The following is a 13,514-nucleotide window of genomic DNA, read 5'->3' as shown; positions in this document are numbered from 1 at the left end:
CTCGTGGTCATAGGTGAAGTCGGCGCGCTCGAATGTGCCATCACGCCGTTCGGACTTGTCGAAGACGGGAATATGCGGCTCTATCCCGCGCTCGTGGACCAGCCAGCCCAACATCTCTGCCGAACCATAGGCGGTGTCGGCAGCCAGCCGTTCCGGATAGAGACCGAAGATATCCTGGGTACGGTCAATCATGGTGCGTGCCGCGCCGACCTCGGCCTGCCGGATCGCACGGCTCGCCTCGACATCAACGATAACGGCATTATCCAAATCGATCAGATAGTTGGTAGCATAAGCGAAGAAGGCGTGGCCTTTCATCGCTCCGGTCCATTGAGCTGCCGGGTCCGACCTCGATACGAACTTCGGCTTTGCTTCGCTGGCCGCACCCCATGCTGCGTCATCGAGTGTATCGAGATATTCCTGAACCGAGCGGCGGGTCTCGGCCATAGCTTCCCAGTCGACCGCTTCCGATCCTTCCGCTGAGCGCTGTTTGTTGGCATCCGCCTTGATCAGGCTCGCATCGACGGCGAAGCCTTCGCCGCCGACAAGGCCCTCTTCGATGCAACGCCTTACTGTCGTCTCGAACAGTTCGCGCAGCAGATCGCTATCCCGGAAACGACCATGCCGGTTCTTGGAGAAAGTCGAGTGATCCGGGACATCGCCTTCAAGGCCGAGCCTGCAAAACCAGCGATAGGCGAGGTTCAGATGTACCTCCTCACACAGCCGACGCTCCGAACGGATTCCGAAGCAGTACCCAACGATCAGCATGCGGATCATCAGTTCCGGATCGATCGAGGGCCGCCCGATCTCGCTGTAGAAAGGGCGCAAGTGAGTCCGAAGGCCAGACAGATCGACGAAGCGGTCGATAGACCGCAGAAGATGGTTCGCCGGGACGTGACGCTCGATGCTGAACCCGTAAAACAGCGCTTCCTGCACCACTATTCGCTCGCCCATCATCGGCACAACCTCCTAAATCCCTAGAAGGAGTGAATCAGAACTTTGCACCGACAGCAACGCCGACTTTTTCAACGGTATCCGCCACAAGCGGACATCTGGCGACGCCAACCCTACATTTCGGCTGGGCGTCGCCAAGTTCCATTGACAACAGAATGGTTGGATGACGCAAGTTTGTCCTGCGCCATCCAGCTACTTCAGCGCTGTTTCGGTCGGCAGGTCATGCTTCGCCCACGCCTGCATCGAGCCATCATACAGCGTGACATTCTGGTAGCCGAGCAGCTCCTTGAGCACGAACCAGGAGATCGCCGAAACATGGCCCGAGTTGCAGTAGGTCGTGACAGGACGCTGTGCCGAAAGCCCCACAGCCGTAGCTGCCGCAGTCAACTGGTCAATCGAGCGAAAGCCGCCGCTGCTGTCGAAGTTCGCGTCGAACGGGAAGATTGTCGCTGTTGGGATGTGGCCCGCCTTGGCGATGTTGTCTCGCTTGTCCATCCCGACGTAGAAGCTGAAGAAACGCGCGTCCAGTATGTCGGCATTCTCGTCCTCCACCATCTGCCTGACGTCAGCGGTCTCCGCCAGGAGTTCCCGGCGCGGATCGGCTGCCTGGAAGTCGCCGGGCTCGGCATCCTCTTCCTCACCCCAGTACTCACGATCTTCCGATATCCACCGATCAGTTCCGCCATCGAGCAGCGCAACGTTGTCGTGCCCGTAATACTTCAGTTGCCAGTACACGTAGGCGGCATAGCCGACATCGTCAGCACCGCGCCCCCTGTGCGTGAGAACAACGGGCTTTCCCTTGTCCAATCCCACTGACTGCATCAGTGCCGTGAAATCGGCGGCCGACAAGTTCATACTGTCGAGTTCGATCCCATCCTCGGTTTGCAGACCCCGTGCCTTGCGAAAGTCCAGCGGGATGGCACCCAGGATATGGCCGCTTTCGAAGTAACTGGTATCGTCATTGCGGACGTCGACCACCAGCACATCGTCCTGATGCTCGGCCAGCCATTCCGTCGACACGAGCGGTCCCGGCAGTTCTACGGCGAGCACCGGCAATGCGGTCAAGAGCATCGCGATGCTACCGGCGAAGAATTTGTTGATCATTATACGGTCCTCCCTGTTCATTTGGCCGAGCTTCCGAACACCTCCCAACCGTGGTCAGCTACTGTGCATGACACAGCATCTACCGTTCAGTGAACGCCAGGAAGGGGCGGACGAGGAAACCGGACGGACGATATATATATCATTCAAGCTATGTTTTGAATGATATTTTCAACCTTGCGGTCATGTTTGTCTGTGCGGTCTCGGAGCATCAGCATACCGTGTCCCAAATCTGCAGAGACTCCCATTAGCCTGGCGCTTCAACCGCCAGCCCAGCAGCTCGCCACTCTGGCAGTCCGTCCTCCAGCCTGCGGGCGCTGAATCCAATCTGGCGAAGCTTCGCTACAGCCTCGAAGGACATGACACACCAAGGACCTCGGCAGTAGGCGACGATCTCCTGTCCGGAGTCGAAGCCCGCAGCACGATGCTCCAAGTCGGAAAGGGGCACATTGATCGCGCCCGGCAGGTGTCCCATCGCGTATTCGTCCGGTGGTCTCACATCGATGACCGTGACCTGTCCGTCGGCCAGTCGGGCGGCGAGTTCGGCGCGGGAAACGGGTTCCATCTCGTCGCGTTGGTCAAACCAACCGCGCACGATGCGCTCGACTTCCGCCGAGTGGCGTTCCGCAACCGTGCGAATGGCGGCGAAGGCAGCTAGAACGCTTTCGTCGGCCAGACGGTAGTTGATGAACTTGCCATCCCGTTCAGACGATACCAGCCCCGCCCTGCGCATCGCCTGAAGGTGCTGTGACACGTTGGCTGTGGTTTGCCCGAGTTTCGCCGCCAGCGCCTCCACGCTCCGTGGACCTTGCGCAAGATGCTCCACCAATTCTAGCCGCACTGGATTTCCCAGCGCCTTCGCCACCTGTGCGAATTGCTCGAAAAGCGCCCGCTTCGGATTAATGGTTGACGTCACGGCATCTCCTACGCACAATCATTCCATTATGTTATTGAATGAAAGTTACCACAAGCCGCAATGGAGCAGCAAGCCATGCCGAGCACCCTCTTCATTCTCAACGATCCACCCTATGGCACAGAGCGCTGCTACAATGCACTTCGTCTCGCGAACGCTCTGCGTAAGGCCGATGTAAGCGGGAGTGTGTCCGTCTTCTTGATGGCTGATGCCGTAGCGGCTGCAAAGACGGGCCAGAGGACTCCCGATGGGTACTATAACATGGAACGGATGCTGGCGCGGCTAATCGCCGCCGGAGGCGAGGTATTGCTCTGCGGCACCTGCATGGACGCCCGTGGCATTTCCGATGACGATGTCTTGCAGGGTGCTCGCCGCAGCACCATGGATGAGCTGGCCGCCGCCACAGTCGCGGCGGAGAAGGTTCTGGTGTTCTGATGTTGCGCCGCCCAATGCACCGGCAGGTGTTCCTGCTCGCCGCAGCTCAGGCACTTTTCCAGACGGCTTCTGTCATGGTGATGACTGTGGGCGGACTTGCCGGGGGCATGATCGCATCGCGTCCGGAACTCGCAACCATGCCAATCGCCTCGATGTTCCTCGGAACCGCTGCTGCTACGTTTCCGGCTTCCGCGTGGATGACACGCGTCGGCAGACGGACGGGTTTCGTTCTCGGTGCACTTCTCGGTGTCGCCGGAGGTATCACTGCTGCAGCGGGTATCTGGATCGGCTCCCTTCTGCTGCTGTCGCTGGGGACGATGCTTGTTGGCGCGTACCAGGCCTTCGCGCAGTTCTACCGGTTCGCGGCGGGCGAGGTCTCTGACGATGCGTTCAAGCCCCGTGCAATATCGCTCGTCCTCGCGGGCGGCGTTGTCGCGGCACTGGCGGGACCAATGGTGGGGCGCTTCGGCGCAGAGCTGTTTAATGCAGAGTACGCTGGCTCGTTTCTGTTGCTTGCCCTGGTTTCCTTGCTTGGTGCTGTGGTGCTTGCGAGCTTGCGCGTGCCTGCACCCGCGAAAGAGCCAGGCGCGACCGTCGAGGGACGGCGGCTCTTCACTATCGTGTCCCAGCCTGCCTACCTTGTGGCGCTGTTTGGAGCGGCGACAGGATATGGCGTGATGATCCTCGCCATGACCGCAACTCCCCTGGCCATGGTCCATCACCAGCACGAACTGTCGACGACTGCAATGGTCATCCAGCTCCACGTGCTCGGGATGTTTCTGCCGTCCTTCTTCACGGGATCGTTGATCGCGCGGTTCGGGGTCCTTCGCGTCATGCTGACCGGAGTCCTGCTCCTGGCGGGCCATGTCATCGCCACCCTCACCGGAACCGGCTTTGGTTCGTTCGCGGGGGCGCTCGTCCTGCTGGGAGTCGGTTGGAACTTCCTCTACATCGGTGGGACGACGCTGCTGACAACCACATACACCCCCCTTGAACGAGGCCGGGCGCAGGCCACCAATGACATGACGATCTTCGTGGTTGGGCTTGCCTGCTCCTTCAGCGCAGGCGCGTTGCTGCAGGTCTTGGGCTGGCAGGTCCTCAACCTCGTGCTGTTGCCGTGGCTCTCAGTGGCGGCTGCCTCGCTACTCTGGCTCGGCTATAGGCACAGGCAGGTGGAAGTAGCGTAAGAAGGATCAACGCCACAGAAAACCACTGGTCCCGGCATACTCACAGGGGCAAAAGTACGGCGCGTATGAAACTGTCTTTCTGCAACGTCCTTCGACCTTCCCCAGTCAAAGCAGACATCCCCGCGTCATTTGGGTAACGTCCGCTTGGGGCCGACAGCGGTCACGTCAGCCTCGCGTCAATTGCGGTCATCGACACCAAAGAATTGATAGCCAACGTTCTCCGCCGGGAGAAGCGTTCGCCGCATATCCAGATGCAATTCGAACTCTGCAGCCTCCAACAATTAACTCCACCAGTCTTCATCGCCGTCAGCGAAGCGAGGCGGGATTGCATACGGCGCAGCTCGGCGCGGGTGTTGGTCGTGGAAAAGCCGCGCCGGTGCTGCCAAGGGCCAAGCGTGACGCCACGCGATGCCCTTTCCTCGTCCATGCCGGTTTCTGCGACCACGCGGGCCAGAATGCCGGCTTCGCTCGCCTGATCCTTCTCCATCCGGCGAATTATGATATTCGCTCGTTTCATCCGGTTGATGGACAGGGCCAGGTCTTCGATCCGCGAAGCGATGCGCTGCATGGCGGCCGGATCACTGGCTCGGATCGGCTCATCATCGGCCCCATGGGGAAACGCCTTGCGCTTCACTGCCTTTTTCGCAGTCTCGATATGGGTCGAGATATCAGCACAGCGGGCGTCTGATACTCGCATCCGCTTTTCGTTGCGGGCGACGGGAAAGCGGGCAGGACCGGTGATAAACCAGTTCATGCAGCGGCCTTCCGCTGCCCAATACTTGCGGGTGACCTCGACATAACGGCGGGCGAACGCCTCTAGTTCGGCGTCCGGCAGGGGCAGCTTTGCTTGCTCCCACAGTTCCACCATGCAGGCGGCAAAGCCGTTCAGGCGCTCTGCCAGCCCCTCCAGTTCGGACAGGGTGCGCCGCTCCGGAAAATGGGTGAGGGCATGGAAGTAATACTCGATGTCCTTCGCCGCGATGGTCGCGGCAAAGGTTCCGGCGAGAATGGACAGGGTGCGGTCCTCGACAACGGCAATGATCATCGGACTACCCCCGCCATGACGGTTGGGTGAGCGCGGGTGATGCGGGTCTGAAACCCGATCAACGCGCCGCCCAGGATAACCCCATTGGGGGAATGCTCGTCCGCCTTGGCAAAGGCCGGATCAAGAACCGGCTTGCAGACGCTCAGGCGGGCCGCTGCTTCCTCAATGCTGATCTGCGGCGGCAGGACATGGGTCCTTCTTCCCGTCCTCCTCGCTGGTCGTCCATTCGAAATAGCCATCGGCCGGGATGAGGCAGCGCTTCGACTTGAAGGGCTCTCGGAACGCTCCTGAAGTGTCGACGGTCTCAATCCTGGCATTGAACATTGCCGCCTTCGGCATCTCTTTCGCGAAGAAGGGGACCAGCCACCAGCGCCCGTAGCCGATTTCGAGATCGCCGGCTTTGCCCTTCTGGGCAAAATAAACGTTCTGCGTTGGCGCGATGTTGTAGCGCGGCGGCATGTTTGACGGAGGCGGAGCCTTATCGTGGATACTATAGAGGGCGTGGATCTCAGCCCAAGTCATCGTATTGGTGAAGCGGCCACACATGCGACTGTCCCTTGCTGCTGACTTTGACACCGCCGGCGTCGAAGCACATGCAGTCATAAAGCCTAGTCTCCACAATTGCGGTGAGGGGCGCAGTTTTCAATGGCTGGAGCATCGGAACAAAGAAGTTCACAAGGACGCTGGCCGGAAGAGTGGGCCAGACCTGATCAATCCACCCCCACATTCAGGGTGCGGTGTAAGCGGAGGAGGGGCTCCACTAAGCATGGGACCGCCCCTTAGACAGCGCTATTTATTTATTTAAATCAGTAGGTTAACTAAAATCTCATAAGATAGATTATGGAACTTTTAGTGTTATCTTCGATTATGGAACTAGATCCTGCATCAGCGAAGACAACCCCGAGGGCCTTTAGACGGTAAATAGCTTCGGCGCCGTATCAATGCACTTCACGAGGGCCATACCCATAACGGGTGTAGAGTAGGCCGGCGGAGCGGATCCGCCGGCCTTTGCGGTTACATCACACGCTTGATCTCGGAATAGGCTCCATTGGTCTTCAAAGTGATCGTCACTGCGCCACCGGTCCGGTTGCGCCAGAACCATCCGTGCTTCCCGTCGAAAGCCGCCTCCATCTCGCCAGTGTCCGTGGGCTCGGCACGACCCTTCTTGTAGCTGGTGGTTTCGCCGTTGTTTCCATCGGCGTGCATGTCGTAATTGACGCCGCCGCCTTCCGTCGTCCACTCGTATGCGGCCTTTGCACCCTTTGACATGGTCAGCTTGATTTCGGTTGCCTCTCCGGGCTGGAGCGTCATCGACATCTCGTCTGTCCGCATGGCATCCTGGGCATAGGCCGCCGAAACGCCGAACTCGCGGATGATCCGGTCAAGGATATTCGATCCCTGCTGCGGGGTGGTCTGCACGGGGGTCGGCTGCGTGACGCTGTTCTGCCGGTCGAGTTCCGCTTCTTCGGCGAGTTGCGTCTTGATCTCACCCATTTCGGTGAGGCCCATGACCGAACCGACACCGGTCGGATCGATCCCGTATTCGGACGGCATGACGACGGTAACGAGAAGGGCTGCGGCCGCAACGACGGAGATGACCGTCGATTTGACGAGTTGCCTGGAGGACGGCAGGTCGTCTGGATTGGGAGCTTGCGAATTGAACATATGATTTATCCTTGTTGGGTCAGGAGACGAAGTAGCCGGTGATCTGATAGCCGACCAGCAGCCAGCCGGCGGTCATCATCAGCACGTTGGCGGTGTAGGCATGGCGCATGAAACCGGAGGTCTTGCGCCAGTAGCTCATGGCGATCAGGATGATGGCGAGCACGATGAGCTGGCCGATCTCGACGCCGACATTGAAGGCGAGCAGGTTGGGGATGAGGCCATCGGCGGCTATCTCATATTCCAGGATCTTGGTCGCGAGACCGAGGCCATGGAAAAAGCCGAAGATCAGCGTGGCGACCTTGGTGTTCGGCTGGAAACCCAGCCATCGCTGGAAGGCGCCTAGATTGTCCAGCGCCTTGTAGACGACCGAGAGCCCGATGATGGCGTCGATCAGATAGGCGCTGACATTCCAACCGAAATAGACCCCGAGCAGCATCGTCGTCGAATGACCGACGGCAAAGAGGCTCACATAGATGGCGATGTGCTTCAGCCGGTAGAGGAAGAAGATCACGCCGAACAGGAACAGCAGATGGTCGTAGCCGGTGACCATGTGCTTGGCGCCCAGATAGACGAAGGGGAACAAATGAACCCCGGTGATCTCCTGGATGTAGCCCTTGTCGCCTTCGGCGACGGCATGGGCCGCGGCCGTGCTCACAAGCAACAGCAGCGACAGGACGACAAGTGTCAGATAGGCGAGCGTGCGGCGGGCTGACTGCCCGTGCGACACGCCTCCGCGAAGAAGTGTATTCATGAATATGTCCGTGAACGAGTTGAACCGGCCGCAGAATGCGGCGTGGGTCAGACGAGGTTCATGGAGCGTGGAGGCCGGTGGATGCCGTAAGGAGGCCCGCCGTCAGGATGCAAATCGACGATGCGATAACTGGCTCGCAAGCCGGTGCGCAGCACGTCATCCAAGGCAGCCACCAGGCCCACCTTTTCGTGGGTGTGATCGGCGTGATGGTGATCGACCGCATCGGAAGCGCCCATGGAGAGGTCCAGATCATCGTCGTGCGAATGGCCGCCGTTGTCGTGGGCATGCGCGTCGTTCGCGATTGCAAACCCTTGAGAATGCAGGCTGAGGGAGTGGCTCCCTGCGGGAACGAAGGCAAAGACGAGCGTGGCGAAAATAGCCAGCACGGTCGTCATCACGGCCCCGAATCGTTTCCTGTCGCGAAGAAGCATGGACAAGCAGATAGACGTGATTGGCCACGGAAACAAGAAAGCGCGTTGAGATATCCCCTCCAGGGGGATAGGAAGAATAACCATGACAGAGCATCGACACGAATCCCATCCCGACATCGTCAAGCGGCTGAAGCGGGCCGAGGGCCACCTGAAGAGCGTGATCGCCATGATCGATGCCGGCAAGCCGTGCCTCGACATCGCCCAGCAGCTTCATGCGGTGGAGAAGGCGGTCGAAAACGCCAAACGCACACTGATCCAGGATCATCTCGACCACTGCCTCGACGAAACGGTCGGCGCGCTCGACCGCGAGCAGCGCAAGTCGATCGACGAGTTCAAGGCGATCACCAAATATCTCTGAGGGAGCCGCCATGCTGGGCGTTTTAGCCAATCGAACCTACCGGCATCTGTTCCTGGCGCAGGTGATCGCGCTCGTTGGAACGGGGCTCGCGACCGTGGCGCTCGGATTGCTGGCCTATGACCTTGCCGGAGACCGGGCCGGCGCGGTCTTGGGAACGGCGCTCGCCATCAAGATGATCGCCTATGTCGCGGTCGCACCGATTGCCGGGGCTTTCGCAGAAGTCCTGCCGCGCCGCGCCATGCTGGTCAGCCTCGATCTGGTGCGGGCAGCCGTGGCGCTGTGCCTGCCCTTCGTGACCGAGATCTGGCAGGTCTATGTGCTGATCTTCGTGCTTCAGTCAGCCTCCGCCGCCTTCACGCCGGCCTTCCAGGCAACCATTCCCGATGTCCTGCCCGACGAGAGGGATTACACCCGTGCCCTGTCGCTTTCGAGGCTCGCCTACGATCTCGAAAGCCTCGTCAGCCCGATGCTGGCGGCAGCGCTACTAACGGTCATATCCTTTCATTCCCTCTTTGCCGGCACTGTCGTGGGTTTTCTGGCGTCTGCGGCCCTGGTGGTGTCCGTGGTCTTGCCGCGCCATCCTGCGAAGGAGCGCCGGAGCATCTATGAGCGGACCACCCGCGGCCTTCGCCTCTATCTGGCGACCCCGCGACTGCGCGGCCTTCTGGCGCTCTGCCTCACCGTTTCCGCAGCGGGCGCCATGGTCATCGTCAACACCGTCGTCTTCGTCCAGGCGAATCTCGGGCTGTCGCAATCGGATACGGCGCTGGCGCTCGCCGCCTTTGGATGCGGCTCGATGGTCGCGGCACTATCGCTGCCAAGACTACTCGACAGCGTTGCAGACCGTCCGGTGATGCTCTCCGGAGCCGCTATCCTGATCGCCGGGCTGCTCACGACGGCATTCGTCAGCAATTACGCGACGCTACAAAGGGTATGGCTACTGATCGGGCTCGGTTATTCGATCGTGCAGACACCGTCCGGCCGGTTGTTGCGCCGGTCCGCCCATGCAGAGGATCGCCCGGCCTTATTCGCCGCCCATTTCGCCTTGTCCCATGCGGCTTGGCTGATAACCTATCCACTCGCCGGATGGCTCGGCGCAACCATTGGCCTCTCGTGGACGGCGATGGTCCTTGGCATCTTGGCCGGCCTTGGTTTTATCGCCGCAGTCCGGGTCTGGCGGCCCTCTGACGAGGCGGACATCGAACACAGCCATGACGATCTGGCAGAGAACGATCCCCATTTGATGGAGGGTCATCATCGAAATGGGCATCGACACAGCCACGCCTTCATGATCGACCGGCTGCATCCGGACTGGCCGCGTGAACACTGACCTTGCTGCCTATACCGGCCTGTTCGCCGCTGCGTTTCTCGCGGCCACGATTCTGCCGGCACAATCGGAGGCGGTGCTTGCCATGATGATCGTTGCGGATCGGTACCCCCTTGTAACACTGCTTGGCGTTGCGAGCCTCGGCAATGTGCTGGGTTCGGTCGTCAACTGGATACTGGGGCGCGGAATCGAGCACTACCGCGACAGTCGATGGTTCCCGGTCTCGCCGGAAAAACTCGACAAGGCTGAGGGTTGGTACCGGCGTTATGGAAAGTGGTCCCTGCTGGCAAGCTGGGTTCCAGTCAACGGCGACCCGCTCACCGTTGTCGCGGGCGTGCTTAGCCACGGCCTGACGGCCCCCTTCATCGTTGATGCGCCGATGAACAGCCGCATCTTCGAAGCCTGGGTAGAGACCCAACTCGCGCCGACGCTATCGCCAGGCGACGTCGTATCCTCGACAATGTCGGCTTCCATAAAAGCGAATGGGCGGAGAAACTGGTCAAGGCCAAAGGCGCGTGGCTGCTCTTCCTGCCGCCCTATTCACCGGACCTCAATCCGATCGAAATGGCGTTCTCGAAACTCAAGGCGCTGCTCAGAAAGCGGGCCGCCCGCAGCTTCCACGCGATCACTCAAGCGCTCGGCGACAATACCAGCCTCTTCTCAGTGGCCGAATGCCGAAACTTCTTCAAGGCCTCAGGATATGAGGCAGAATAAATGCGACCCGCTTTAGTTCTGGCCTTAAGGCTGGCTTAAGGTGGGAAGGGAGTATTAGCCTCCTGGCCAAAACGATTCAGAAGGTGGAGAGACAATTGAGTAGGACGACATTATCCAAGCCGCTGGCCCGACGTGCGTTTCTCGTCGGCGCGAGCACTTTTACACTGGCGGGCTGCGTAGCCACGCGGCAGCCGGCTCCGGTAACGGCGCCGGTCGTTGAGGTCGAGCCGGAGCCAGTGGTTCCTCTGATGTACGCAGCTGTTCAGAACGAGCAGTTCCCGATCCCTGCGGTCAATATCAAGCAGCTCGACCAGCGATTCTGGCGAACGGACATCGACTATCCGACCGAAGAGCGTCCGGGAACGCTCATCGTCGATACACCCGGAAAGTATCTCTACCATGTCAAACCGGGTGGCCGCGCAACGCGATATGGTATCGGCGTCGGTCGAGAGGGGTTTGCCTGGGCGGGACGGGCTATCGTCGCCTACAAGCGCAAATGGCCGCGATGGACTCCGCCCGACAGCATGGTCGCCCGTCAACCGGAGCTTGAGCCCTATAGCATCGCCAACGGCGGCATGAACCCGGGGCTCAAGAATCCGCTTGGTTCTCGCGCCCTCTACATCCACGAGGGTGGGCGTGACACGCTCTACCGGCTTCATGGCACGCCAGAGGCCTTTTCGATCGGCAAGGCCGTTTCGTCAGGTTGCATTCGGCTGATCAATCAGGACGTCATCCATCTTTATGATGAGGTTCGTGACGGCAGCCCTATCATCGTCATCCCGGACCCGACCATGTCGCATCTCGCGGTCGGATAGGTCGGTCGTCATACAGGACGACATCTTAAGCTAAAAAAATTCCAAACTCATGACTATACTTGCATTGGCTCACTTCGGCTTATCGGATAGAACCGCGTTGCCGTTCCATGGAGACTCAAACGTGCTCGACTGACATCTTCCCGCTTGGCGTCGATCTTGCTCAATGCGAGATCGGAACGCCTGCGCTGGATCATCGGGGACACGCCAAGCCGCCGAGCTCGGAGCGACTTCGGTGAGCATGGATGGTTGTTTTACCATCTAAATTGTCAAAAAAGGTCGCTGTAAATTGCCTGGAATTTAATTCTGGGCCGAAATTGGTGCGCATGTATAAATGTTAATGTATTTTTAAGAGTGCATAGTCATTTATGGCTGCTTATGAACCGATGCAGCCGCTGCTGCAAAAGGCGCCTAGTTTCGACTAAAGTGAGAAGTATTCGGGCCGGAGGTGTTATGCTCAAGCATGCCCTTCCGTTTAAATTGAGGGTCAAGGCGCTGCGTCGGAGATTAAAGTTGTTACAAATATGCTTCTGACCAGCACTTTGCAAAACGAGTCGGCAGATATCTATCGCAAGATATTTTTTGAAATCGCTGATGGCATCATCGGGATTGATGACAAAAGCATCATACGCCTCTGCAACCCAGCCGCCGAGTCCATATTCGGCTGGCAACCTGGCCAGTTGCTCGGGAAATCCCTTGAGGTCTTGCTTCCAGAACGACTGCGGGAACGGCACGGGGACTATATCCGCCAATTTGCGATTGGGGAGATTAACGCGCAATACATGGGACAGCGAGACACCAACATCGTTGGAAGGCGAGCAGACGGTTCAGAAGTGAGCTTGGGCGTCACAATCCTTCGAACACAGGCTGAAGCTGGTCTCATGATGATTGCGGTCATTCGCGATATATCCGATGTAGCGAGTTACCAACGCGAACTGAAGCGGCTTGCCGAAACAGATCCCATGACGGGTCTGCTGAACAGGCGGGCATTTAAGGAAATAGCCGAGCACGCGATCACAATCAGGAACAGACACGGTTCATCATATTCCTTGATCCTCTTCGACCTCGATCACTTCAAGTCAGTCAACGATACCTACGGACATGACGCCGGAGATGCCGTCATCAGTCAGTTTGCTAAGATCATCCGAAGTTCTGTCCGAAATCACGATCTTGCCGGTCGTTGGGGTGGAGAGGAGTTCATCGTCTTCTTGCCTGATGTAGCTGGTGGCAATGCCAGATGGACGGCGGAGCGAATTCGGCGTGATGTCGCCGAATTCCCGTTTGGCGACGCCTTGGGAAAAGAGCTGCATATGACCGTCAGTGCAGGTATTGTGAGCAGCGAGAATGCAAAGCTCACGTTACCTTCGCTTATCACACGCGCAGATCACGCACTATATAAAGCGAAAGCGTTGGGCCGCAACAAGGTCGTAGGCACGGAACTGAACTGATGGGGCGGATGCCCCTTCGGTGGCGTCGGCATGATGCCATGCTTAGTGCCATGGTGGCGCTCACAGAGGGAAGACAGATGACACAGTTACATATCCCTGTGATCGACCTCGCGAAGCGGAGCTTTCAGGTCTGTGCAACAGATCGGGGTGGTGCGGTTCTATTCACCTGGGTTTTGTCTCGAACCAAGCTGCAGCAGCTTTTATGAGAAACGATCCACCATTGTCACCGGCCAGGTGCCCGTCGAGCAACTGGTACGACATGATCGGCTGTCCGACGATCGCCGACGCCATCCTCGAACGCCTCGTTCATAATGCATACCGCATCGAACTGACCGGCGAGAGCGTGCGAACAATGTTCCGTGACCGCGGCTGACAC

15 protein-coding genes and 2 pseudogenes are annotated in these 13,514 nt (G+C 59.0%); 9 read left to right on the top strand and 8 right to left on the bottom strand.

Annotated features, from left to right (window positions below):
- From RHIZ70P_RS20460 to RHIZ70P_RS20450, 3 genes are all read right to left on the bottom strand, one after another.
- The coding region (locus RHIZ70P_RS20460; RefSeq protein ID WP_115672301.1) for an IS1182 family transposase at positions 1 to 954 on the bottom strand (954 nt) is incomplete at its 3' end.
- A gap of 189 nt (positions 955 to 1,143) precedes the next feature.
- Complete coding sequence (locus RHIZ70P_RS20455) at positions 1,144 to 2,055, bottom strand: sulfurtransferase (protein WP_181904086.1); 912 nt, start codon at positions 2,053 to 2,055, stop codon at positions 1,144 to 1,146.
- Positions 2,056 to 2,299: 244 nt separating this feature from the next.
- Positions 2,300 to 2,968 (bottom strand): ArsR/SmtB family transcription factor, encoded by a 669-nt coding sequence (locus RHIZ70P_RS20450; protein WP_210209766.1) that lies wholly within the window; start codon positions 2,966 to 2,968, stop codon positions 2,300 to 2,302.
- A 75-nt stretch (positions 2,969 to 3,043) separates the two neighbouring features.
- Here RHIZ70P_RS20450 and RHIZ70P_RS20445 point away from each other — a divergent pair, with 75 nt between their 5' ends.
- Positions 3,044 to 3,400 (top strand): DsrE/DsrF/TusD sulfur relay family protein, encoded by a 357-nt coding sequence (locus tag RHIZ70P_RS20445; protein ID WP_115672306.1) that lies wholly within the window; start codon positions 3,044 to 3,046, stop codon positions 3,398 to 3,400.
- Complete coding sequence (locus RHIZ70P_RS20440; protein ID WP_115672298.1) at positions 3,400 to 4,587, top strand: MFS transporter; 1,188 nt, start codon at positions 3,400 to 3,402, stop codon at positions 4,585 to 4,587. Before RHIZ70P_RS20445 ends, RHIZ70P_RS20440 begins: the two co-directional genes overlap by 1 nt.
- A gap of 160 nt (positions 4,588 to 4,747) precedes the next feature.
- Here RHIZ70P_RS20440 and RHIZ70P_RS20435 read toward each other — a convergent pair whose 3' ends face one another.
- The 5 genes from RHIZ70P_RS20435 to RHIZ70P_RS20415 form a co-directional block, all read right to left on the bottom strand.
- Positions 4,748 to 5,632, bottom strand: a complete 885-nt coding sequence (locus tag RHIZ70P_RS20435; RefSeq protein ID WP_181904085.1) for a hypothetical protein — start codon at positions 5,630 to 5,632, stop codon at positions 4,748 to 4,750.
- 162 nt (positions 5,633 to 5,794) lie between these two features.
- The gene (locus RHIZ70P_RS20430; RefSeq protein WP_235842294.1) at positions 5,795 to 6,178 is read right to left on the bottom strand and encodes an SOS response-associated peptidase; all 384 of its coding nucleotides are present in this window, start codon (positions 6,176 to 6,178) and stop codon (positions 5,795 to 5,797) included.
- A 468-nt stretch (positions 6,179 to 6,646) separates the two neighbouring features.
- Positions 6,647 to 7,297, bottom strand: a complete 651-nt coding sequence (locus RHIZ70P_RS20425) for a transmembrane anchor protein (protein ID WP_115672297.1) — start codon at positions 7,295 to 7,297, stop codon at positions 6,647 to 6,649.
- Between the two features lie 19 nt (positions 7,298 to 7,316).
- Positions 7,317 to 8,048, bottom strand: coding sequence for a HupE/UreJ family protein (locus RHIZ70P_RS20420; protein WP_115672296.1), 732 nt, complete (start codon positions 8,046 to 8,048; stop codon positions 7,317 to 7,319).
- A 47-nt stretch (positions 8,049 to 8,095) separates the two neighbouring features.
- Entirely contained in the window at positions 8,096 to 8,443 is a 348-nt protein-coding gene (locus tag RHIZ70P_RS20415) for a hypothetical protein (RefSeq protein ID WP_115672295.1), read from the bottom strand.
- A gap of 118 nt (positions 8,444 to 8,561) precedes the next feature.
- Here RHIZ70P_RS20415 and RHIZ70P_RS20410 point away from each other — a divergent pair, with 118 nt between their 5' ends.
- The 7 genes and pseudogenes from RHIZ70P_RS20410 to RHIZ70P_RS23095 form a co-directional block, all read left to right on the top strand.
- Positions 8,562 to 8,837: a metal-sensing transcriptional repressor gene (locus RHIZ70P_RS20410; RefSeq protein WP_115672294.1), complete on the top strand. Its 276-nt coding sequence runs from the start codon at positions 8,562 to 8,564 to the stop codon at positions 8,835 to 8,837.
- 10 nt (positions 8,838 to 8,847) lie between these two features.
- A complete protein-coding gene (locus tag RHIZ70P_RS20405) occupies positions 8,848 to 10,167 on the top strand; it encodes an MFS transporter (RefSeq protein WP_115672293.1) in 1,320 nt (439 codons plus the stop codon).
- Positions 10,157 to 10,516, top strand: a pseudogene (locus RHIZ70P_RS23345) (YqaA family protein); the annotation flags it as partial. The gene RHIZ70P_RS20405 and the pseudogene RHIZ70P_RS23345, both read left to right, overlap by 11 nt.
- A 50-nt stretch (positions 10,517 to 10,566) precedes the next feature.
- Positions 10,567 to 10,878, top strand: coding sequence for a transposase (locus tag RHIZ70P_RS23340; protein ID WP_328588200.1), 312 nt, complete (start codon positions 10,567 to 10,569; stop codon positions 10,876 to 10,878).
- A 95-nt stretch (positions 10,879 to 10,973) separates the two neighbouring features.
- Positions 10,974 to 11,693: a L,D-transpeptidase gene (locus tag RHIZ70P_RS20395; RefSeq protein WP_235842293.1), complete on the top strand. Its 720-nt coding sequence runs from the start codon at positions 10,974 to 10,976 to the stop codon at positions 11,691 to 11,693.
- Positions 11,694 to 12,214: 521 nt separating this feature from the next.
- The gene (locus RHIZ70P_RS20390) at positions 12,215 to 13,138 is read left to right on the top strand and encodes a GGDEF domain-containing protein (protein ID WP_115672291.1); all 924 of its coding nucleotides are present in this window, start codon (positions 12,215 to 12,217) and stop codon (positions 13,136 to 13,138) included.
- A gap of 201 nt (positions 13,139 to 13,339) precedes the next feature.
- Positions 13,340 to 13,511: pseudogene (locus RHIZ70P_RS23095) on the top strand (ATP-binding protein); the annotation flags it as partial.
- Between the last annotated feature and the right edge of the window lie 3 nt (positions 13,512 to 13,514).

It is taken from the genome of Paenirhizobium selenitireducens ATCC BAA-1503 (assembly GCF_900492185.1).
In the GTDB taxonomy this organism is placed as follows: Bacteria; Pseudomonadota; Alphaproteobacteria; order Rhizobiales; family Rhizobiaceae; genus Allorhizobium; species Allorhizobium selenitireducens_A.
The sequence above is the reverse complement of the archived record's forward strand: the minus strand, read 5'-3'. Positions and strand labels throughout refer to the sequence as shown.